This is a genomic window from Micromonospora sp. NPDC000663, from assembly GCF_042898105.1.
GTDB lineage: Bacteria > Actinomycetota > Actinomycetes > Mycobacteriales > Micromonosporaceae > Micromonospora.
Window position 1 is genome coordinate 38,611 of record NZ_JBIAYR010000002.1, and the last position, 20,662, is coordinate 59,272.

17 protein-coding genes, 1 tRNA gene and 1 other RNA gene are annotated in these 20,662 nt (G+C 71.1%); 11 read left to right on the forward strand and 8 right to left on the reverse strand.

Annotated elements, in window-relative coordinates; all coding sequences use genetic code 11:
- Positions 1–517: 517 nt before the first annotated feature.
- Positions 518–602 (reverse strand) — tRNA-Ser (locus ACFY1S_RS08795).
- Positions 603–684: 82 nt separating this feature from the next.
- On the opposite strand from ACFY1S_RS08795, the gene ffs reads away from it, so the two are divergent.
- Together ffs and ACFY1S_RS08805 are read left to right on the forward strand one after the other, a co-directional pair.
- Positions 685–774, forward strand: an RNA gene (gene ffs / locus ACFY1S_RS08800) — signal recognition particle sRNA small type.
- A 203-nt stretch (positions 775–977) separates the two neighbouring features.
- Positions 978–3,896 (forward strand): DNA polymerase III subunit gamma and tau, encoded by a 2,919-nt coding sequence (locus ACFY1S_RS08805; RefSeq protein ID WP_387114498.1) that lies wholly within the window; start codon positions 978–980, stop codon positions 3,894–3,896.
- Here ACFY1S_RS08805 and ACFY1S_RS08810 read toward each other — a convergent pair.
- The gene (locus ACFY1S_RS08810; protein WP_387114501.1) at positions 3,793–4,533 is read right to left on the reverse strand and encodes a DUF998 domain-containing protein; all 741 of its coding nucleotides are present in this window, start codon (positions 4,531–4,533) and stop codon (positions 3,793–3,795) included. The genes ACFY1S_RS08805 and ACFY1S_RS08810 overlap by 104 nt on opposite strands.
- 216 nt (positions 4,534–4,749) lie before the next feature.
- On the opposite strand from ACFY1S_RS08810, the gene ACFY1S_RS08815 reads away from it, so the two are divergent.
- The 7 genes from ACFY1S_RS08815 (at position 4,750) to ACFY1S_RS08845 (ending at position 11,949) form a co-directional block, all read left to right on the forward strand.
- Complete coding sequence (locus ACFY1S_RS08815; protein ID WP_244296072.1) at positions 4,750–5,058, forward strand: YbaB/EbfC family nucleoid-associated protein; 309 nt, start codon at positions 4,750–4,752, stop codon at positions 5,056–5,058.
- An 8-nt stretch (positions 5,059–5,066) separates the two neighbouring features.
- Positions 5,067–5,660, forward strand: coding sequence for a recombination mediator RecR (gene recR / locus ACFY1S_RS08820; RefSeq protein ID WP_357989293.1), 594 nt, complete (start codon positions 5,067–5,069; stop codon positions 5,658–5,660).
- Positions 5,661–5,903: 243 nt separating this feature from the next.
- Positions 5,904–7,577: an ABC transporter substrate-binding protein gene (locus ACFY1S_RS08825; RefSeq protein ID WP_387114507.1), complete on the forward strand. Its 1,674-nt coding sequence runs from the start codon at positions 5,904–5,906 to the stop codon at positions 7,575–7,577.
- A gap of 98 nt (positions 7,578–7,675) precedes the next feature.
- On the forward strand, positions 7,676–8,683 hold the full coding sequence (locus tag ACFY1S_RS08830; RefSeq protein ID WP_387114510.1) for an ABC transporter permease: 1,008 nt from the start codon (positions 7,676–7,678) through the stop codon (positions 8,681–8,683).
- 65 nt (positions 8,684–8,748) lie between these two features.
- Entirely contained in the window at positions 8,749–9,708 is a 960-nt protein-coding gene (locus ACFY1S_RS08835) for an ABC transporter permease (RefSeq protein WP_364372263.1), read from the forward strand.
- 112 nt (positions 9,709–9,820) lie between these two features.
- A complete protein-coding gene (locus ACFY1S_RS08840; RefSeq protein ID WP_364372266.1) occupies positions 9,821–10,807 on the forward strand; it encodes an ABC transporter ATP-binding protein in 987 nt (328 codons plus the stop codon).
- A complete protein-coding gene (locus ACFY1S_RS08845; protein ID WP_387114514.1) occupies positions 10,804–11,949 on the forward strand; it encodes an ABC transporter ATP-binding protein in 1,146 nt (381 codons plus the stop codon). Before ACFY1S_RS08840 ends, ACFY1S_RS08845 begins: the two co-directional genes overlap by 4 nt.
- A gap of 54 nt (positions 11,950–12,003) precedes the next feature.
- Here the strand turns inward: ACFY1S_RS08845 and ACFY1S_RS08850 are convergent, their stop codons facing one another.
- Positions 12,004–12,396, reverse strand: a complete 393-nt coding sequence (locus tag ACFY1S_RS08850) for a hypothetical protein (protein WP_387114517.1) — start codon at positions 12,394–12,396, stop codon at positions 12,004–12,006.
- Positions 12,396–13,037 carry an HNH endonuclease family protein gene (locus tag ACFY1S_RS08855; protein ID WP_387114520.1) on the reverse strand — a complete coding sequence of 214 codons (642 nt, stop codon included), beginning with the start codon at positions 13,035–13,037 and terminating at the stop codon, positions 12,396–12,398. The genes ACFY1S_RS08850 and ACFY1S_RS08855 overlap by 1 nt, the downstream gene beginning before the upstream one ends.
- A 107-nt stretch (positions 13,038–13,144) precedes the next feature.
- Between ACFY1S_RS08855 and ACFY1S_RS08860 the strand changes: the two genes are divergently transcribed.
- Positions 13,145–14,638, forward strand: coding sequence for an MFS transporter (locus ACFY1S_RS08860; RefSeq protein WP_387114523.1), 1,494 nt, complete (start codon positions 13,145–13,147; stop codon positions 14,636–14,638).
- A 31-nt stretch (positions 14,639–14,669) separates the two neighbouring features.
- On the opposite strand, the gene leuA is transcribed toward ACFY1S_RS08860, so the two are convergent.
- Positions 14,670–16,421 carry a 2-isopropylmalate synthase gene (gene leuA / locus ACFY1S_RS08865; protein WP_387114526.1) on the reverse strand — a complete coding sequence of 584 codons (1,752 nt, stop codon included), beginning with the start codon at positions 16,419–16,421 and terminating at the stop codon, positions 14,670–14,672.
- 238 nt (positions 16,422–16,659) lie between these two features.
- Entirely contained in the window at positions 16,660–17,931 is a 1,272-nt protein-coding gene (locus tag ACFY1S_RS08870; RefSeq protein ID WP_387114529.1) for an MFS transporter, read from the reverse strand.
- Between the two features lie 68 nt (positions 17,932–17,999).
- Between ACFY1S_RS08870 and ACFY1S_RS08875 the strand changes: the two genes are divergently transcribed.
- On the forward strand, positions 18,000–18,992 hold the full coding sequence (locus tag ACFY1S_RS08875; RefSeq protein ID WP_387114532.1) for an ArsR family transcriptional regulator: 993 nt from the start codon (positions 18,000–18,002) through the stop codon (positions 18,990–18,992).
- A 6-nt stretch (positions 18,993–18,998) separates the two neighbouring features.
- Here the strand turns inward: ACFY1S_RS08875 and ACFY1S_RS08880 are convergent, their stop codons facing one another.
- Positions 18,999–19,529, reverse strand: a complete 531-nt coding sequence (locus tag ACFY1S_RS08880; RefSeq protein WP_387114535.1) for a nitroreductase family protein — start codon at positions 19,527–19,529, stop codon at positions 18,999–19,001.
- An 84-nt stretch (positions 19,530–19,613) separates the two neighbouring features.
- Positions 19,614–20,405, reverse strand: a complete 792-nt coding sequence (locus ACFY1S_RS08885; RefSeq protein ID WP_387114538.1) for a hypothetical protein — start codon at positions 20,403–20,405, stop codon at positions 19,614–19,616.
- Positions 20,406–20,662: the final 257 nt, after the last annotated feature.

The window sequence follows — 20,662 nt, forward strand, 5'->3', positions numbered from 1 at the left end:
AATCCGCTGGCCGGCTCGCGGGCGGTTGAAGGCTCGGAGGTGCCTCCGCCATCTGCACGAGGCTGTGCACGTTCAGCTGTACCTATGGCTGTGCACGTTGACCCCGTACGTTGACACGCGGGCGCGTGATGCCGGGAGGGCGGGGCCTGGCCTGACCGAAGCCGTGCATTGGCTCATTGACGACACGTTCTGGGACCACCACCAGTCCCGCGACACCATCGGAACCATCCTCGCCAACACCAGCGAGGCCGATGCGATCACCAACAGTCGATCCCCTGACCACCATCCTCGACGAACTCGGACCCACCGCCCCCGACGACGATTACCTCAGTCACCCCAGATGGCATGAAGTCGCTCAGGCGGCAACCGACGCTCACCACCTCATGACGGCGAGGGGGAGCCCGGGTGGGCCGGAGTAGGGCAAGTGAGACGACAACTGAAGACCAGAGCGGCCGTAGAGACGACTCAGGGCCGGTTCCCCGTGGGGGCCGGCCCTGTCGTTTCCTGCTAGAGCGAGCGGAGGATACGAGATTCGAACTCGTGAGGGTGTAAACCCAACACGCTTTCCAAGCGTGCGCCCTAGGCCTCTAGGCGAATCCTCCGCGAGCCAGGATACAGGCCTCCGTCGGCCGGGCTACCCCACCACCCCCTGAAGATCGACGGGCTGTCGGGTAGGCTGGGCGTCACCTCCCGTGCGGCGGTATCTCGTGAACCTCCCCAGGGCCGGAAGGCAGCAAGGATAAGCGAGCTCTGCCGGGTGCACGGGAGGCCTTTTTGTCTCCGGAGCCCTCGATCCACTCCAGGTCGGCGATGTGGGGCTGTCCCGGGGCGGTTGATACCGCCGGATCGCCGACACGGAGTCGATCAACGCGCGGCGGCCGGCCGAGGCGGTGTGCGTCACCCCCGTGTTCGGCGGGGTGGGTGGTCACCCGCGCCGGACCGGCGCAGAATGGCTCGGTCGAGAGGAGGCGGGACGAGTGACGCTGGCGCTGTACCGCAAGTACCGGCCACGCACCTTCGCCGAGATGATCGGCCAGGAGCAGGTCACCGAGCCGCTGTCACAGGCGCTGCGGAGCGGCCGACTCAACCACGCCTACCTCTTCTCCGGCCCGCGCGGCTGCGGCAAGACCTCGAGCGCCCGGATCCTGGCCCGTTCGCTCAACTGTGAGCAGGGCCCCACTCCCGAGCCGTGCGGCAAGTGCGAGTCGTGCCGCTCGCTGTCCACCGACGGCGCCGGGTCGATCGACGTCATCGAGATCGACGCGGCCAGCCACGGTGGTGTGGACGACGCCCGCGAGCTGCGCGAGAAGGCGTTCTTCGCGCCGGCCCGCAGCCGCTTCAAGATCTACATCATCGACGAGGCGCACATGGTCTCGACGCAGGGCTTCAACGCCCTGCTCAAGCTCGTCGAGGAGCCGCCGGAGTACGTCAAGTTCATCTTCGCCACCACCGAACCGGAGAAGGTCCTCGGCACGATCCGGTCGCGGACCCACCACTACCCGTTCCGGCTGTTCCCGCCGAAGGTGGTCCGGCCGTACCTGGAGCAGCTCTGCGAGGCGGAGGGGATCAAGGCCGAGCCGGCGGTCTTTCCGCTTGTGGTGCGCGCCGGTGGCGGCAGCATGCGGGACAGCCTCTCCGTGCTCGACCAGCTCATCGCGGGTGCCGGCCCCGAGGGGATCAGCTATGCGCGGGCCGCCGCTCTGCTCGGCGTGACCGACGCCGCGTTGATCGACGAGATGTGCGACGCGCTGGCCGCCGGGGACGGCGCCGCCGCGTACGCCACCGTCGACCGGGTCGCCGAGGCAGGGCACGACCTGCGTCGGTTCGCCTCCGACCTGCTGGAGCGGCTGCGCGACCTGATCGTCCTCCAGCAGGTGCCGGACGCCGCCGCGAAGGGTCTCATCGACGGCCCCGCCGACCAGATCGAGCGGATGGCCGCGCAGGCCTCCCAGCTCGGCCCGGGCACGCTGTCCCGCTGCGCCGACATCGTGCACGACGGCCTGGTGGAGATGCGCGGCACCACAGCGCCCCGCCTGCTGCTGGAACTGATCTGCGCCAGGATGCTGCTGCCCGGCGCCGACGACTCCACAGGCGGCCTGCTCCAGCGCCTCGAACGCATGGAACGCCGGCTCACCCTGGGCGGTGGCGACACCCCGACCACCACCCCAGGGGTACGCCCACAGCCGGCGCCCGCCGCCGCCCCGGCGCCCGCTGCCGCCCCGACCTCCGCACCGCCGTGGGACGTCGATCCGACGCCGTCGCCGTCGACCCGGAGTGTTCCGACCTCGGGTGCTCCGACCTCGGGCGTTCCGGCGTCGGGTGCCTCGACCGCCGACTCGCCGATTCCGGCGTCTCCCGGTGCGTCGGCGGGCATCGCGGGGCCAGCCCCCGTCTCCCCAGCCGGCCCCGGCGCGACTGGTCCCGGTGCGGCCGGCGGTTCGCCGGTCCAGCGCCGCGCGGTGCCGCCGTCGGCGGTGCTGCCCGATCCGGCAACACCGGAGCCGCCCCGACCTGGTGCGCCGGCCGCCGCGCTGGACGCTGTCGCGGTCCGCCGGGTCTGGCCCGACGTGGTCGGCAAGGTCAACCGGACCAACAAGCGGATCGCGGCCCTGATGCGCGACGCGGTGGTACGTGAACTCGACGGCGACATGCTGGTGCTGACGGTGAAGTCCACAGTGCTGGCCAAGATGATGGCCGACCACGCGGCGGTGCTCACCGACGCGCTGTACGAGGAGTTGGGCGGGCGCTGGCAGATCCGCTGCGAGGTGGCCGGTGAGCGGGGTGGCGTGCCGCTGTCCGGCCCGCCGCGCTCCCAGCCGACCCGCCCCGCCGCCCCGCCGCCCGACGCCGCCGCCCCGCCGAACGCGAGCCCGGGCGCCCCGTCGAGCGCGAGCGCGACCAGCGCGGGCCCGGCCAGCGCGGGCCCGGCCAGCGCGGGCCCGGCCAGCGGCGGCCCGACGGGTGCGCCGAGCACCGGCGCCGACCCGGCGGCCCGGGCGAGCGGCACCGCAGCTTCCGGCTCGACGAGCGCGGTGCCGAACAGCAGTGCTGTCGCCCGCCCGGCGAGCACCACGCCGACTGGCGGTGCCGTTGCCGGTTCGACGGTGGCCGCGCCGAACGGCAGCGCCGCTGCCACCGCCCGGAACGGCAACGCTGCTGCTGTCGCGCCGAACGGCAGCGCCGCTGCTGTCGCGCCGAACGGCAACGCCGCTGCCGGGGGGCGGAACGGGGGCGCTGTCGCCGGCTCGGCGAGCACGCCTGCCGTCGCCGAGGACGACTGGCCGGAGGCGGCGCGCCCCGGCGGTGGTTCCGCTGCCGCCGAGGCGGCCGACGACGAGGACTGGCCGGAGGCCGCGCGCCCAGGAGGCGCGTCGGCCGGAAGCCAGCCCGGCCACGGCTCGACGCCGACGCCGAACGGCACGAACGGCAGCGGACCCAACGGCGGCGCGTCGAACGGCGGCGGCGCACCGGGTGGCCCTGGCGGCCCCGGCGCGGCGCACAACGGCGACAGGCCGGGTGGGCGGGGCAACCCGACACCGGCGGCCCGGCAGCCGGCGGCAGCCGGTGGCGCCCCGGTGAGCAGCGCCATCGCCGCGGCCCGCGCGGCGGCGGCGGGGCGCGGTGCGCGTACCCCCGCGGCGGCCCGGCCCACCGCGGACGCCGAATGGGCGGGCGAGCCGCCCTACGACCCGGACTTCGACGGCCCGCTGCGCGGCGGTCGGCCGGGTGGCGCGGCGCCGGCGGCCCCGGTCTACGAGGGGTTCGACCCCGGTGACGAGCCGCTCGACGAGGTCATCGACGAGAAGACCGCCAGGGAGTCGAGCGAGGAGCAGGCGGTACGGCTGCTTCGGGAGACCTTCGGCGCGGAGAAGATCGACGAGGTCGACGCGCGCTAGTTGGCGCCTCGGCCAGCAGGACTCCCAGGCAGCAGGCCCAGAGGGGGAAGGGCAGTACGGCGACGCGTTCCATGCCGCCCACCCCGATCCCGAGGCCCTGCTGGGCGAAGAACAGCACAGTCCCGACCAGGGCGATCACCCCGGCGGTGCGGGTGAGCGGTCGCCACCGGCCGAGTGTTGTGGTGCCCGGCGCGAAGCCGGCGAGCAGCAGGCCGACGTTGCCCAGACCCATGATCATGACTGCGCCGAGGACGTGCATGTTCTCGTCGGCGTCGGCCGGGTAGACGGCTACCAGGGCGAACCCGACGGTGGACAGCAGCAGGAGCGTCTGGGCCGAGCGCACCACACCGCCGCGACCGAGGTGTCGCCAGGTCAGCAGGAGCCCGACGGCGAGCAGCACGGCGGTGAGTAGTGCCGCGGCGTTGAACAGCGGATGCCAGGGCGAGCAGACGTAGCGGGGCCTGGTGGTGTCCCAGATGCCGCAGTGGACGTTGCCGAGGTCGCTGATGTTGTGCAGCGCCCAGCTGTAGGTGGGGTCACGCCACCGCAGGCCGGTGATCAGACTGGCGACGAGGTAGATGGGCGCCGCGGCGACCCAGCACAGCGCGGCGACCCTGCCGTTGCGATTGAGATCCATGCGGTCGAGCACACCAGCGCGGGGGTTCGCGGCGCACTACCAGCAGATGGCCAGCTCGGGGTAGGGGTAGCCGTACCCGACGGGGAGCGGGGAAGCGCCGGCGTGGGCGCGCGCCACCGGGCGGGGCGGGGTCGGTCACAGCGGTTAGGCTGGGCGGCGGCCCAGCAGACGAGTGCGAGAAGGAGCCATCCCGTGCGCCCAGGTGGACAGCCGAACATGCAGCAGATGCTGAAGCAGGCGCAGAAGATGCAGCAGCAGATCGCCGCCGCGCAGGCCGAGCTGGCCGAGGCCGAGCTGACCGGCACCGCCGGCGGTGGGCTGGTCACCGCGACGGTCTCCGGCGCCGGCGAGCTCAAGAGCATCAAGATCGATCCGAAGGCCGTCGACCCGGACGACGTGGAGACGCTTGAGGACCTGGTCGTCGCGGCCATGCACAACGCCGCCGAGGCGGCCCGTGAACTGACCGAGCGCAAGATGGGCCCGGTCGCCGGCGGCATGGGCGGCCTCGGCCTGCCCGGTTTCTGAGCCGGCAGATGTACGAAGGTGCCATCCAGGACCTGATCGACGAGCTGGGCCGGTTGCCGGGCGTGGGCCCGAAGAGCGCCCAGCGGATCGCGTTCCACGTCCTGTCGGCGGATCCGGCCGACGTCAACCGGCTGGCCGGCGCGCTGCGCAAGGTCAAGGAGCTGGTGCGGTTCTGCACGACCTGCTACAACGTGGCCGAGTCCGAGCAGTGCCGGATCTGCCGCGATCCGCGCCGCACCAACGAGGTGCTGTGCGTGGTCGAGGAGCCCAAGGACGTGGTGGCCATCGAGCGGACCGGTGAGTTCCGCGGCCGGTACCACGTGCTCGGCGGGGCGATCAACCCGCTGGAGGGGATCGGACCGGACAATCTGCGCATCCGGGAGTTGCTGATCCGGCTCGGTGACGGCTCGGTGCGGGAGTTGATCCTGGCCACCGACCCGAACACCGAGGGTGAGGCGACAGCCACCTACCTGGCGTTGATGGTGAAACCGATGGGCATCTCGGTCACCCGGCTGGCCAGCGGGCTGCCGGTCGGCGGCGACCTGGAGTACGCCGACGAGATCACCCTGGGCAGGGCGTTCGAGGGTCGTCGGGCCGTCTGAGTCGTACCCGTGGGGGTGGTGCCGTCGACAACGGCACCACCCCTTCGTCGTGCCCGCCGCCGCACGCATCGATGTGTCGCTTGATGTGTTGGCTGTGCCGTCGACTGTCAGACGTCCGCGCAAGGTGTCGGCTTGGTAGCGATTGCATGACGCCCGTTCCGCTTCCGGTGTGACATGTCATAGCCTCCCGCACACGGACCGAGCCACAGCTCGGCGTGGTCATGCGCATGACAGAGGTGAGAGATGCAGGCGAGAAGGCTTAAATCGGCTGTGGCCATCGCGGCCGTTGCCGCTCTGGCGGTCGGCGCGGCCGGCTGCGCGGAGAGCGAGCGCGACGGCGACAGTGGCGAGGCCAAGACTGGCGGCACCTTCATCTTCGCGGGTGCCGGTGACCCGAAGAACTTCGATCCGATCTTCAACGATGACGGTGAGTCGTTCCGGCCGGTCCGGCAGATGTTCGACACCCTCGTGAGCCACAAGCCCGGCACCGCCGAGCTTCAGGGCGGCCTGGCCGAGAGCTGGGAGAGCGACCCCACCGGCAAGGTGTGGACGTTCAAGCTCCGTCAGGGCGTGAAGTTCCACGACGGTACGCCGTTCAACGCCGCCGCGGTCTGCTACAACTTCGACCGCTGGTACAACATGAAGGGCGCTGCCGCCCAGTCCCAGATGATCTACTACATGGACGTCTTCGGGGGCTTCGCCAAGAACGACAACGAGGACGCCGGCAAGGCGATCTACAACAACTGCGCGGCGAAGGACGACGGCACCGCAGTCGTCACCCTCAACCAGTACAAGGGTGCCTTCCCGGGTGCCTTCGCGCTGACCTCGCTCTCGATGGCCAGCCCGGAAGCCCTGAAGAAGTACGACGCCGACACGGTGAAGCAGAACGGCGACTCGTTCGAGTACAGCGCCTTCGCCACCACCAACCCGGTCGGCACCGGCCCGTTCACCTTCGGTGGCTGGGACAAGGCCAAGAACGAGATCACCCTGAACCGCAACCCGGACTACTTTGGCGAGAAGGCCAAGGTCGACAAGATGATCATCAAGGTCATCAAGGACGAGAGCACCCGTAAGCAGGAGCTCCGCGCCGGCACCGTGCAGGGCATCGACTTCCCGGCCCCGGCCGACCGCAAGGCGCTCGAGGGTGAGGGCTTCCAGGTCATCAACCGCCCGGCGTTCAACATCCTCTACCTGGGCATCAACCAGAAGAACCCGAAGCTCAAGGACCTGCGGGTGCGGCAGGCCATCGCCTACGCGCTCAACCGTCAGCAGCTCGTGCAGACCAAGGGCCCGGGTGGCGCGAAGGTCGCCGACGAGTTCATGCCGGACACCGTGCTCGGCTACGCCCCGGACGTGCAGAAGTACGAGTACAACCCGGACAAGGCCAAGCAGCTCCTCAAGGAGGCCGGCGCCGAGGGTCTGACGCTGAACTTCTACTACCCGCCGGACGTCACCCGTCCGTACATGCCGAACCCGCAGGAGATCTTCACCGTCCTCGCCAACGACCTGCAGGCCGTCGGCATCAAGGTCAACGGTGTGCCTCGCCCGTGGAACGGTGGCTTCAAGGACGACGTGCAGCAGTTCGGCAAGCACGACCTGCACATCCTCGGCTGGACCGGTGACTACAACGACCCGGGCAACTTCGTCGGCACGTTCTTCGGCCGGGCCAAGGCCGAGTTCGGCGACCAGTCGATGACCGAGATGTTCGACGCCATCGCCAAGGCCGACGCCACCGTCGACGAGGCCGGCAAGAAGGCGGCCTGGGAGCAGGTCAACCGGGACATCGCCGCCAAGTGGCTGCCGGCCGTTCCGGTCTGGCACGCGCCGCCGGCGATCGTCGTCACCAAGGATGTCAAGGGCCTGGTGGCCAGCCCGCTGACCGACGAGCGATTCAACACGGTCAGCATCAGCAAGTGACGTCCGTCGGCTGACGCAGTAGGCGTGAATCGGCCCGGTCCGGGGCTTTCTCCCCGGCCGGGCCGATTCCGCGATCATCGAGAGTCTGGTGTGAAGAGATGTTGCGAGTCATAGTCCGCCGCCTGCTGCAGCTGGTGGTGACCCTCATAGCGCTGTCGGCGCTGATCTTCATCTGGCTGCGGAACCTGCCCGGTGGCCCGGTCGAGGCACTGCTCGGCGAACGGGCCACGCCCGAGCGCCGCGTCCTGCTGACCAAGGCGCTCGGCTACGACCAGCCGATCCTGGTGCAGTACGGCAAGTTCATGCAGCGGGTGGTCACCGGCGACTTCGGCAACTCGATCCGGACCGGCGACCCGGTCACCGAGGTCATCAGCCGTGCCTTCCCGGCCACCATCGAGCTGGCCCTCGCCGCGATGATCATCGCCGTCGGTCTCGGCATTCCGCTGGGATATCTCGCGGCGCGCTGGCGGGGACGCTGGCCGGACAACCTGACCATCGCCGGCACCCTGCTCGGCATCTCGATCCCGATCTTCTTCCTGGGCTACCTGCTCAAGGACGTGTTCACCCAGAACATCCACTGGTTCCCGCCGTCGGGACGGCTCACCACAGGCCTGGAGAACACGAACGTCACCGGGTTCTTCGTGCTCGACGGCCTGCTCACGCGCGAGTTCGACGCCAGCGCGGACGCGCTGTGGCACCTGATCCTCCCGGCGATCACACTCGCCACCATCCCGCTGGCGGTGATCGTACGGATCACCCGGGCCAGCGTGCTCGACGTCCTCAACGAGGACTACGTCCGCACCGCCGAGGCGAAGGGCCTGCGGCACCGCACCATCCGCGGCCGCCACATCCTGCGCAACGCGCTGCTGCCGGTGGTCACCACCATCGGCCTGCAGACCGGCGCGCTCCTCTCCGGCGCGGTGCTCACCGAGAAGGTCTACAACTGGGGCGGCATCGGCACACTGATCACCGACTCGATCAGCGGCGGCCGGGACTACCCGGTGCTCCAGGCGATCATCCTGCTCGCCGCGCTGGTCTTCGTGGTGGTCAACCTGCTGGTCGACCTCTCCTACGCCTTCATCGACCCGAGGGTGCGTGTGCGATGAGTGACCCGATCACCCAGCCGGGAACGCCGGCCCCCCGCAGTGGGGACGAGAAGCCACGTCCCGGCATGAGCGAGCGCAGCATCGGCGTGCTCGGCGACCGCAAGAAGGCGCGGCTGGACGAGCTCGCCCGCGCGAGCGCATCCGACCGGGGCGGGATCAGCCTCGTCCGGGACGCCGTGCGCCGACTGCGCCGCAACCCGGTGGCCATCGTCGGAGCCACGATCGTCGGGCTGTTCGTCCTGGTGGCGATCTTCGCTCCGCTGATCGCCCCGCACGACCCGGTGCAGCGTTTCGACGAACTGACCAAGAACCTGACCGTGGACAGCATCCCGGGCAGCAGCAGCGAGTTCCCGCTCGGCTCCGACCCGCTCGGTCGGGACTTCCTGTCCCGCATGATCCACGGCGCCCGGCAGACGCTCTTCGTGGGCGTGCTCGCCACAGTCATCGGCCTCGCCATCGGCGTCCTGATCGGCGCGATCGCCGGTGCCTTCGGCGGCTGGGTCGACGTGGTGCTGATGCGTCTCACGGACGTGATGCTGGCCCTGCCGAGCCTGCTGCTCGCGATCACCCTGGTCGCGATGGCGAGCCGGTCGAGCCAGTGGACTGTCATCTTCGCGGTGGCAATCGTGAGCGTGCCGATCTTCGCCCGGCTGCTGCGCGGCTCGATGCTGGCGCAGCGGGAGAGCGACCACGTGCTCGCGGCCCGCGCGCTCGGCGTCAAGGAGCGCAACATCGTGCTGCGGCACATGCTGCCCAACTCGCTGACCGCTGTGATCGTGCAGGCCACGCTGACCTTCGCGGTGGCCATCCTGGACGCCGCCGCGCTCTCCTTCCTGGGCCTCGGCGACCCGGACATCAACCGGGCCGAGTGGGGTCTGATGCTCGGCGTGGACGGCCAGCGTTACTTCGAGGTCCGCCCGGAGCTGGCGTACTTCCCGGCGCTCGCGATCATCGTGGTCGCGCTCGGCTTCACCCTGCTGGGCGAGGCGATGCGCGAGGCGATCGACCCGAAGAACCGGCGGTGAGCACGGTGCGCGCAACAAGCACGGCCGGCCCGCGCCCCGGGCGAGCGCAAGGAGTGAGCCTGCGAGCCCCGCAGTCGCCGGCGAAGGACCACAGCAGTGAGGAAGTGACCCGATGAGCCTGCTCGACGTCCGTGACCTGAGCGTCGTGTTCCAGCGGCGCGGCGAGCGGTCCTTCACCGCCGTCGACAAGGTCAGCTTCACCGTGGAGCCCGGCCAGACCGTCGGCCTGGTCGGCGAGTCCGGCTGCGGCAAGAGCGTGACCAGCCTGGCCATCATGGGCCTGCTGCCCAAGCGGGGCAACAAGGTCACCGGCGAGGTGCTGTTCGAGGGCACCGACCTGCTGAAGCTGCGTCCCGACGACATGCGCGACAGGCGCGGCCGGGAGATCAGCATGATCTTCCAGGACCCGCTGTCCTCGCTGAACCCGGTCATCCCGATCGGCGTCCAGGTGGCCGAGGTGCTGGAACGCCACCAGGGCAGGGACCGCAAGCAGGCGCTGCGGGAGTCCCGGGACCTGCTCGACGCGGTAGGCATCCCGGACCCGAGCAGGCGGCTCAGCGAGTATCCGCACCAGATCTCCGGCGGCATGCGCCAGCGCGCGCTCATCGCTATCGCGCTGGCCTGCAAGCCCCGGCTGCTGATCGCCGACGAGCCGACCACCGCGCTCGACGTGACCATCCAGGCGCAGATCCTCACCCTGCTCAAGCAGCTTGTCGACGAGACCGGCACCGCGCTCGTCATGATCACCCACGATCTGGGTGTGGTGGCCGGGCTCTGCGACACGGTCAACGTGCTCTACGGCGGCAAGGTGGTCGAGCGGGCGCCACGGCACGAGCTGTTCGCGCACGCCCGGCACCCGTACACCCACGGGCTGCTGAACTCGGTGCCCCGGCTCGACTCGCCGCGCGGTGAGCGGCTGCACGCGATCCGCGGGTCCGTCTCGGACAACATCCCGTGGGTCGAGGGGTGCGCGTTCGCACCGCGCTGCGACAACGTCGTGGACGCCTGCCTGGAAGGGCCGCCGCCGCTCGAACCGACCGCCACCGGCGGCGACCTCCGCTGCAACAACCCCGTCTCCGAGGAGGTGGCGGCCCGATGACCACCGAACACGGCCCGATGACCACCGAACACGGCCCGATGGCCACCGAACACACAGATGCCCTGATCGAGCTGCGCGACATCAAGGTCCACTTCCCGATCAAGAGCGGCCTGCTCTTCGACCGGACCGTCGGATACGTCTACGCCGTGGACGGCGTGTCGCTGAGCATCCGCAAGGGCGAGACCTACGGCCTGGTCGGCGAGTCGGGCTGCGGCAAGTCGACGCTGGGTCGAGGCCTGCTGCGGCTCGTCGAACCTACCAACGGCGAGATCATCTTCGACGGCACGGACGTCCGCGCGCTCAAGGGCGAGGCGATGCGCAAGGCCCGCCGCCGCATGCAGATGATCTTCCAGGATCCGCTCTCCAGCCTCGACCCCCGCCAGTCGGTGGAGTCGCTGCTGGTGGAGGGGCTCAAGGCGCACGGGTTGGCCGACGACAAGGTCGAGACGAACCGCCGCCTGCGGGAGACGCTGGAAGCGGTGGGCCTGCCCGCGTCGGCCCTCGGCAAGTACCCGCACGAGTTCTCCGGCGGCCAGCGCCAGCGCATCGGCATCGCCCGGGCGCTGGTGCTCAACCCGGACCTGATCGTCGCCGACGAGCCGGTGTCCGCGCTGGACGTGTCGATCCAGGCTCAGGTGCTCAACCTGCTGGAGGACCTCCAGAACGAGCGCGGCCTGACGTACCTGATCATCGCGCACGACCTGGCGGTGGTCCGGCACATCGCCGACACGGTGGGTGTCATGTACCTGGGTGGGCTTGTGGAGGAGGCGTCAAGCGACGACCTCTACCGCGAGCCGATGCACCCGTACACGCGGGCCCTCATGTCCGCGGTGCCGGTGCCCGACCCGCTGGTGGAGGACCGCCGGGAGCGGATCCTGCTCGCCGGTGACCTGCCGTCGCCGACCAACCCGCCGTCGGGCTGCCGGTTCCACACCAGGTGCCCGTGGGCGCAGCCGACCCGCTGCGCCGACGAGCGGCCGGAACTGCGCGACGTGGTCGGCGGGCACCGGGTGGCCTGCCACTTCGCCGAGGACATCGCCGCCGGCCGGATCCGGCCCCACAAGGTCGAGGTCGAGCTGGTCCGTCCGGTGGACGGCACCGGCCCGGTCGACCCGCCGGGCGAGCTGATCCCCACCCCGTGACATGGTCGGGGGCCGTCCCGTGACGGACGGCCCCCGATTTCGTGTGCGGGCGACTCAGCCCTCGGGTCGGTGCAGCAGACCCACCGCCACGCCGTGCACCGCGTCAAGGCCCGCCGGGTCGGCCAGCGGGACCGACCCGCCGGTCACCGCGTACCACTCGTCCGCGTCCTTGTACTGCACCCGCAGGGTGACCTTGCCGTCGGCGTACTCGGTCCGCAGGGTCAGCTCACCGGTGACGACCCCCACCTCGTCGGTCATGACCCCACCCGGCCCGGGAACGATGTCGGCGGTCCGGCTCTGCGGACCGGCGGCACCTGTCGAGTCCGCGACCATGCCGGCCCCCGGCGCCGCGGCCGGCGTGTCGGCAGTGCCGTCGGCGGTCATCCCCGCGGCGGCCGGGGCGGTGTCACCGCTCGCCTCGGCGCCTGTCGCAGCTCCCTCACTCATCAGCAGCCCTCCAGCATGTCGGTCAGTGCCGATTTCTCGGCACTCGTCACCGTCAGCTTCCAGTAGTGCTTCACCGTCACCCAGTCCTTGGCGTACTGGCACCAGTACGACCGGTTCGCTGGCTTCCACTGGGACGGATCCTGGTCACCCTTTGCCCGATTGGAGGACGCGGAAACCGCGATGAGCTGCGGACGCGTCGTGTCGTTTGCGAAGTCACCGCGTTTGGCGTTGTCCCACTCGTCGGCGCCGGAGCGCCAGGCGTTCGCCAACGGCACCGTGTGGTCGATGTCCACATCGGAGGGATCCGTCGCGCTGCCGCCGTCGTACACGCTCTCCCAGCGACCACCGACCACGTTGCAGCCGGAGAGCTTCACGTCCTTACCGTCGCGTTGCAGGATGCTGTCCCGCACGTCGCAGTTCTTACCGGTGTCCCGCCAGTGCGGGAAACGATCCCGGCTGTAACCCTTCATCGAGCCGGCGCTGGCGACGGTCAGCTGGCTCAACTGTTCGACGGCGTTGCCGCCGTCCCCCGGTGGCGGCGTCGCCTCCGGCTCCTCGGGCGGGACACAACCGGCCACGCCGAGCGCCAGCGCCGCGACGAGCGCGGCCACCGACGCACGCTGTCCTGATCTGGTACGCACAGACGACACCTCTCCAGCTTGCGGGCTCCCGGCGATTGCGCACAGTACCCGGGGATGGTTTCGGCGTTTCGTGGCGTCTCCCACATCCTGCAAGGCAGATTGGTGGGATGACCGCTCCCGTACCGTCACCCGCGCTGAGGATGGGCACCGCCGCAGGGCGGGGGACGCTGGTCGCGGCGGTGCTCGCCTCCGGCATGGTCTTCCTGGACAGCACCGTCGTCAACGTGGCGCTGCCGAAGCTCGGTCAGGATCTCGGGGCGAACGTGGCCGATCTCCAGTGGACCGTCAACGGGTACCTGCTGACGCTTGCGGCGTTCGTCCTGCTCGGCGGATCCCTCGGGGACCGCTTCGGTCGACGGCGGGTCTTCCTGATCGGGGTGCTCTGGTTCACCGTCGCCTCGGTGCTGTGCGGGCTGTCGCAGGGCACCGGCTGGCTGATCGCGGCCCGGTTCCTCCAGGGCGCGGGCGGCGCGCTGCTCACCCCCGGCTCGCTGTCGGTGCTCCAGGCCAGCTTCCACCCGGACGACAGGGGCCGGGCGATAGGCGCGTGGGCCGGGCTCTCCGGGGTGTCGACGGCGTTGGGGCCGTTCATCGGCGGCTGGCTCATCGACGCGCTGTCCTGGCGGTGGATCTTCTTCCTCAACCTGCCGATCGCCGCGCTGGTCCTGCTGGCCGCGCTGCGCTGGGTGCCGGAGAGCCGCGACGAGAACGCCTCCCGTACGCACGGACCGGGCCGCACCCGCCGCCGCTTCGACGTGGCCGGGGCGCTGCTCGGGGCGTTCGCGCTCGCCGGCGTCACGTACGCGCTGATCGACGCGCCGGCCCGCGGGTTCGACTCGGCACCCGTGCTGGTGGCGGCGCTCGTCGGGGTGCTGGCGGCGGTGGCCTTCGTCCTCCTGGAACGCCGGCGCGGCGACACGGCGATGCTGCCCACCGGGCTGTTCAGCAGCCGGCTCTTCTCGGCGCTGAACATCTTCACTGTGGTCGTGTACGCGGCGCTCGGCGGGTTCACCTTCTTCTTCGCCGTCTACCTTCAGAACGTCGTCGAGTGGTCGGCGTTCCGTACCGGCATCGCGTTGCTGCCGATGACGCTGCTGCTGTTGGTCGGCTCGGCGCGGGCCGGCGCGCTCTCGGCGCGGATCGGCCCGCGGCTGCCGCTGGCCGTCGGGCCGGTGATCGCAGCGGCCGGGCTGCTGCTGCTGCGCGGCGTGGCACCGGGCGCGTCGTACTGGCGGGACGTCCTGCCCGGGGTGCTTCTCTTCGGCATCGGGCTGACCCTGGTGGTGGCACCTCTCACCGCGTCGGTGCTGGCCGCCGTGCAGGACCGGTTCTCCGGAGTGGCAAGCGGATTCAACAACGCCGCGTCCCGGGCCGGCGGCCTGCTCGCGGTGGCCGCGCTGCCGTTGCTCGTCGGCCTCTCCGGCAGCGGGTACGAGCAGAAGCCGGAGCTGACGAGCGCGTTCCGCGCCTCGCTGGCGTGGTGCGCCGGGCTGCTGCTGGCCGGTGCGGCGCTGGCCCTCGTGCTGGTCCACCGGCCACCCCGCGAGGCGCCCCCGTCCCAGCCCTGCCACTCGATGCCCGCCGCCACACCCCCGAGGTAGGGCTCCTCCTCGGGGGCGCGGCGCGTGCCGTCTACTGGCGGGCGCGGTTGACGGCGCTGGTGACCGCCTTGATCGAGGCGGTGACGATGTTGGCGTCGGTGCCGACACCCCAGACCGTCCGACCGTCCACCTCGCACTCCACGTACGCGGCGGCCTGCGCGTCCCCACCCGAGGAGAGCGCGTGCTCGTGGTAGTCGAGCACCCGTACGCCCACCCCGACCGACTGGAGGGCGTTTACGTACGCGTCGATCGGGCCGTTGCCGACCGCGGCGAGCGACCGCTCGTCGCCGCCCACACCGACCTCGGCCTCGATGTCGACCTTGCCGTCGGTGGTGCGGATCGTGTAGCCGGCCAGCCGGACCGCCGGGTCGGGCTGGTGGTCGAGCAGGTAGTGCGTCGCGAAGATCTCCCACATGGCGGCCGGGTCGACCTCGCCGCCGTTGTGGTCGGTGACCTGCTGGACCACCCCGGAGAACTCGATCTGGAGCCGGCGCGGCAGGTCCAGCTGGTGCTCGCTCTTCATGATGTACGCGACGCCGCCCTTGCCGGACTGCGAGTTGACCCGGATGACGGCCTCGTAGGTGCGGCCCAGGTCCTTCGGATCGATCGGCAGGTACGGCACCGCCCAGGTGTGCTCGTCGACAGGTACGCCGGCGGCCTTCGCGTCGGCGTTGAGGGCGTCGAAGCCCTTGTTGATGGCGTCCTGGTGCGAGCCGGAGAAGGCGGTGTAGACGAGGTCGCCCGCGTACGGGTGCCGTTCGTGCACCGGCAGTTGGTTGCAGTACTCGACGGCGCGCCGGACCTCGTCGATGTTCGAGAAGTCGATCATCGGGTCGATGCCCTGGGAGAAGATGTTGAGGCCCAGCGTCACCAGGTCCACGTTGCCGGTGCGCTCGCCGTTGCCGAACAGGCAGCCCTCGATCCGGTCCGCGCCGGCCAGCAGGCCCAGCTCGGCGGCGGCCACCCCGGTGCCCCGGTCGTTGTGCGGGTGCAGGCTCAGCACCACGCTGTCCCGCCGCGGCAGGTGCCTGTGCATCCACTCGATCGAGTCCGCGTACACGTTCGGGGTGGCCATCTCGACTGTCGCCGGCAGGTTGATGATCAGCGGCCGGTCCGGCGTCGGGTCGATCACGTCGATGACCTTGGAGCAGACCTCCAGCGCGTACTCCAGCTCGGTGCCCGTGTAGGACTCCGGCGAGTACTCGTAGAAGATCTCGGTGTCCGGGGTGTGGATCTCCGCGTACTTCTGGCAGAGCCGAGCGCCGGAGGTGGCGATGTCGGCGATGCCGTCCTTGTCCAGGCCGAAGACCACCCGCCGCTGGAGCGTGGACGTCGAGTTGTAGAAGTGCACGATTGCCCGCTTGGCGCCGCGCAGCGACTCGAACGTCCTGTCGATCAGGTGCTCCCGGCACTGCGTGAGCACCTGGATGGTGACGTCGTCCGGGATCATGTCCTGTTCGATGAGCTGCCTGACGAAGTCGAAGTCGGTCTGGCTGGCCGACGGGAAGCCGACCTCGATCTCCTTGTAGCCCATCTGTACGAGCAGCTGGAACATCCGGCGCTTGCGCTCGGGCGACATCGGGTCGATCAGTGCCTGGTTGCCGTCCCGGAGATCCACCGCGCACCAGCGTGGCGCGGCCTCGACGGTACGGGTGGGCCAGGTGCGGTCCGGCAGCTCCACTCGGAACTGCTCCCGGTAGGGCTGGTAGCGGTGGTACGGCATACGGCTCGGGCGTTGCCGGGCGATCGGATCGGTCTCAGCGTCGGTGACAGGTTGAGCCATCTCGGAGTGCTCCCTGGAACATGTGGCGTCAGCAGATCGGAAGGTGTCGGCGAGGTGCCGGGCGACGGTGCGCGGCGGTGCCGAGAGGAAACTCAGATGTGCTGGACGGCGCGATGCGACTCCGCGACGAGGTGCCGGCCGGTCAGGCCTCGTCGCGGCGGCTAAGGAGGAGCAGCGCCTGCCACATGACCACGTCACCCTACGTGATGTGACGGGGGGTGGGGAAGGTGGGTCCGGACTATGGGACCGGCGTCATGGCGCCCTCCGGGGCGTCCGCGCCCAGCCTCGGCGTCCGTTCGGCCCAGGCCACGGCGGGCACGATCGCCGCTCCGAGCAGCACGAAGATCGCTGCCAGCGGCAGCCAACCCCAGCCGCCGGTGGTCACGCCGAGCGCGGTCAACCCGGCCGGGGCGATCAGGTACTGCACCTGCTCACCGAGCCGCAGCGCCCCCACGTACGCGCCGCGCTGGTCGTCCGGCGGAAGGGTGGCGGTGAGCCCCCAGGCGCCCGCCGACTGGATCAGCTCGGCCAGGATCAGCACCGTCGCGGCGGCCACCAGCACCACGACGGTGAGCGCGCCCCGGGTGACCCCGGAGATCGGCAGGACCAGGCAGGCCAGGGCGATCAGCAGGCCACCACGGCGGGAGGCCCGCGCCGCGCCCTCGGCGGTCTCGGCGCCCCTGCTGACGCGTACCTGGAGCAGCACGATCAGGACCGTGTTGAGCAGCACCAGCGCGGCGATCACCGTCTTCGGGGCGTCGGTGTGGGTGAGGATCCAGAGCGGCAGCACCGTCAGGTAGAGCACCCCGTGCGCGGTGAGCAGCCCGGACAGCAGGGACACCGCCATGAACGGCCGGTCCCGCAGGACGGCGAGCCGACCCATCGGCTCCACCGGCCGGGTCACCTGAGGCAGCCGGGGCAGTCGTCGTACGAACAGCGCCGTGAACAGGAAGACAGTCGAGATGAACCAGACCATTCCCCGGTACGCCTCGATCGTGTCCACCGCCAGCACCAGACCGCTGATCACGGCTCCCAGCCCGAATCCGACGTTCAGCGACGAGCGTTGGTAGGCCATCGCCGTGACCCGTTCGGCAGGCGGGAGCGCGTTGATCGAGTAGACCTGACGGGCCACACCTGTCGACGCGTCAACTGCCGCCAGCGCCACCACCACGGCGAGGAATCCCGCGAAGCCGCCCACGAACGGGTAGGTGGCGAAGAGCGCGGCGTTCAGCACCAGCCCCACCACCCAGACCCGCTGCGGCCCGTACCGGTCGGTGAGGCCGCCCAGTGGCACCGTGCCGAGCAGCGACACCCCCGCCGCGATGGACAGCCCCAACCCGACCTGGGCGGCGCTGAGCCCGAGCGCCCTGGTGAAGAAGACGGCACTGCCGGCGTGGAACAGGCCGCTGCCGACGGCGTAGACCATTGCCTGCACGGCCAGGGCGCGGGTCAGCCCGGCCGGCGGTACGACGTGTCGGACAACTGTGCGGATGGTGTCTCTGGCCCCCATGGGCGGTGAGTGAATCGTGTCCCCATGGTTCCGGTCGAACCTTTTAGGCTGGACCGAATCGTGCGGGGGTGCGTGTGTCCGAGTTGCGGTTCAGCCTGGCTGACGTCGCCGGAGTCCGGCTCGCCGTGTCGCCGGTCAACGAGACCGTCCTGAGCATGTGGGCGCTGGCCAACCCGCTCCGCTACGCGGTGCACCTGCCCTGGATCGACCGCGCCCGGGTGACGCTGCGCCGTCCGGAGGTCGCCGCCCGGGTGCGACCGCTGACGGAGCTGACCTGGCAGGGCTGCCCGTTGCCCGACTTCCTCACCCCGGCGGCCCGACCGAACGTGGAGATGGCCGAGCAGCTCGACCAGCTTGCGGCGACGCCACCGGCAGTGGTGGTCAAGGATCTGCTGGCCACCACCGCGCGCCGGCCGCTCGGCCCGTTCGGGCTGGCGCTTCTGGCCGACCCTCGCGGGCTGCTGCCGCAGCTCGTCGACGCGGTGCGGGTCTGGTACGACGAGGCGATCGCCCCGGACTGGCCGCGGATACGCGCGCTGCTCGACGCCGACGTGGCGTACCGGGCCGCCCAGCTCGCCGAGAACGGCGCCGGTCGGTTCTTCGAGCAGCTGCACCCGAGCCTGCGCTGGCTCGGTGACCGGGTGGTCAGCGACGACCCGTTCGAACGGGACTTCGACCTGCGTGGTCGAGGGTTGACGCTGAACCCGACGGTGTTCACCGAGCGGCGGGTGCTGTGGAACCTGATGGAGGAGTCGGTGCCGGCCGGGGCGTACCCGGTCCGGGCGGTCGGGACGCTCTGGGAGGCGACCGCGACGCCGTCCGGCGACCCGCTGGCACGGGTGGTCGGCCCAGGCCGGGCCGCGCTGCTGCACCTGCTCGACAGGTCGTCGACCACCACCGACCTGGCCCGACTCACCGGGATGTCCGCCGGGAACGTCTCCCAGCACCTGGCCGCGCTGCACGCCGCCGGCCTGGTCGGCAGGTCCCGGCAGGGTCGGCACGTCCTCTACCGCAACACCGACGCCGCGCACGTCCTGCTCCGGGCCAGCCGGGGCGGGTGAGCCCGATCAGCGGAGCAGCAGGTCGGCGACCGGGTGGCGGTGCCGCAGGCCGGTCTCCAGGGCGAGCAGTTCGGCCGGGAGGCCGTACGGGTCCCCGAGGCGGCCGACGGCGGCGACCACCAGCGGACGGACGCCGTCGGGCAGGTCCAGTTCGGTGGTGAGGCCGGCCCGGTCGAAACGGGTGAGCTGGTGCACGTGCAGGCCGAGTGCGGTGGCCTGCACGGTCAGGTGGGCGATCGCCTGACCCAGGTCGTACGCGGCCCGCTCGGCATCGCGCCCGGTGTGCGCGCCGACCACCAGGGTCGCGGCGTTGCGGGCCCAGCCCTGGTCGTCGTCCGGGAGGTTGATCAGGATCCGCTTCCAGATCTCGTCCTCGCGGTGACCGAGGGCGAACCGCCAGGGCTGCCCGTTCTCCGTCGACGGCGCCCAGCGGGCCGCCTCCAGCAGCGAGGCCGCCTCGTCCGGGGTGAGTGCGGCGCTCGGGTCGAACGCCCGTGGACTCCAGCGGTACGCGAGCAGCGGAGTGAGGTCAGCCATGCGACAGATCGTCCTGTATGGGCGATTCGCCGCTCAGCCTGGGTGGTCTAAATGTGGTCAAGAGCACCCGTAACGGGACGAAGATCAGGACGTTCCCGCGCTCGGGCTGTCCGACGGGTCAGCGGTAGGCGTCGGCGGAGCCTCGGTCCCGAGCGGTTCGCCGTCCGTCACCGGGCCGGCCAGCTGGACGGTGGCCGGCGGCGGCCCGGGCGGGGCGGCCAGCCGCAGCGTCCCGTTACCGGTGCGGACGCCTGTCGGTGTGCCGTCCCGGTCGTAGCAGTAGATGCCCACGTCCAGCGGGGCGTTGAGCGAGGCGGTCGTGGAGTCCACCGAGTAGCAGGTCCCGGTCAGGCCCTTCGGTGCGCTGGCGGGGGCGACGGCGAGCGGGGCCCGCCGGTCGGTGAGCACGTCCAACCAGTCGGTGAACGGATGCTGGACCCGAGGGTCCAGCCGGCGCGGGAGGGGCTCGTCGCGGTCGCCGACACGTACGCAGCTCACCGACTCCGGCCGACCGGGCGACGGCAGGGCGCACTGGAACAACCCGTCGGCGGTGGCTGCCAACGAGACGTCCACCGTGCCGCCCAGTGCGCCACCCGGCACGTCGACCCGCCAGCTGCCGTCGTTCGCGCTCGTGAACACGACCGTGCGGTCCGGCTGGCCGGCCCGGATGTGCACGTACTGGGCCACCAGCCGGCGGTCCTGAGCTGCCGCCGCGAGCGCGGCCAACTCGTCCCGGGCGGCGTCCACCTGGGCGGGCGGGCTGTCGGTGGGCGGCGGGGGCGAGGGCTGCTCATCGGCGCAGGCGACCAGGCACGCCGGCAGGGCGAGCACGAGCGGCCCGAGCACGCGGCCGGCCGAGCGGAGAAGGACGGGCACCGGCTCATTCTGGTGGGTGACGCCGGCTGGTGGGGACCGGCACGTGCCGCGCCCGCTCCGGCGTGTCGGGTCGGGCCGCTCCGGCGTACCGCCGCCCTGGCCAGCGGGGCCGCGCCGTCCCGGACGGGCCGGATGGTGGGATCACCTGACCCGCCGTCGTTACCCGCCGGATACCCTCAAGGGGTCTGACACGCGCCGCCGGCCCCGGTTCCGGCGGCGTCGGCACGCTCAGGGTCGCTGGGAGGGAGTGCACCGTC

Bases quoted from the DNA above. Each gene is read 5' to 3' on its own strand.
- ACFY1S_RS08870 (WP_387114529.1), bottom strand. From the start codon at position 17,931: ATGGGGGCCAGAGACACCATCCGCACAGTTGTCCGACACGTCGTACCG.
- recR (WP_357989293.1), top strand. From the start codon at position 5,067: ATGTACGAAGGTGCCATCCAGGACCTGATCGACGAGCTGGGCCGGTTG.
- leuA (WP_387114526.1), bottom strand. From the start codon at position 16,421: ATGGCTCAACCTGTCACCGACGCTGAGACCGATCCGATCGCCCGGCAA.
- ACFY1S_RS08850 (WP_387114517.1), bottom strand. From the start codon at position 12,396: ATGAGTGAGGGAGCTGCGACAGGCGCCGAGGCGAGCGGTGACACCGCC.
- ACFY1S_RS08810 (WP_387114501.1), bottom strand. From the start codon at position 4,533: ATGGATCTCAATCGCAACGGCAGGGTCGCCGCGCTGTGCTGGGTCGCC.
- ACFY1S_RS08815 (WP_244296072.1), top strand. From the start codon at position 4,750: ATGCAGCAGATGCTGAAGCAGGCGCAGAAGATGCAGCAGCAGATCGCC.
- ACFY1S_RS08825 (WP_387114507.1), top strand. From the start codon at position 5,904: ATGCAGGCGAGAAGGCTTAAATCGGCTGTGGCCATCGCGGCCGTTGCC.
- ACFY1S_RS08830 (WP_387114510.1), top strand. From the start codon at position 7,676: ATGTTGCGAGTCATAGTCCGCCGCCTGCTGCAGCTGGTGGTGACCCTC.
- ACFY1S_RS08845 (WP_387114514.1), top strand. From the start codon at position 10,804: ATGACCACCGAACACGGCCCGATGACCACCGAACACGGCCCGATGGCC.
- ACFY1S_RS08835 (WP_364372263.1), top strand. From the start codon at position 8,749: ATGAGCGAGCGCAGCATCGGCGTGCTCGGCGACCGCAAGAAGGCGCGG.
- ACFY1S_RS08840 (WP_364372266.1), top strand. From the start codon at position 9,821: ATGAGCCTGCTCGACGTCCGTGACCTGAGCGTCGTGTTCCAGCGGCGC.
- ACFY1S_RS08880 (WP_387114535.1), bottom strand. From the start codon at position 19,529: ATGGCTGACCTCACTCCGCTGCTCGCGTACCGCTGGAGTCCACGGGCG.
- ACFY1S_RS08860 (WP_387114523.1), top strand. From the start codon at position 13,145: ATGACCGCTCCCGTACCGTCACCCGCGCTGAGGATGGGCACCGCCGCA.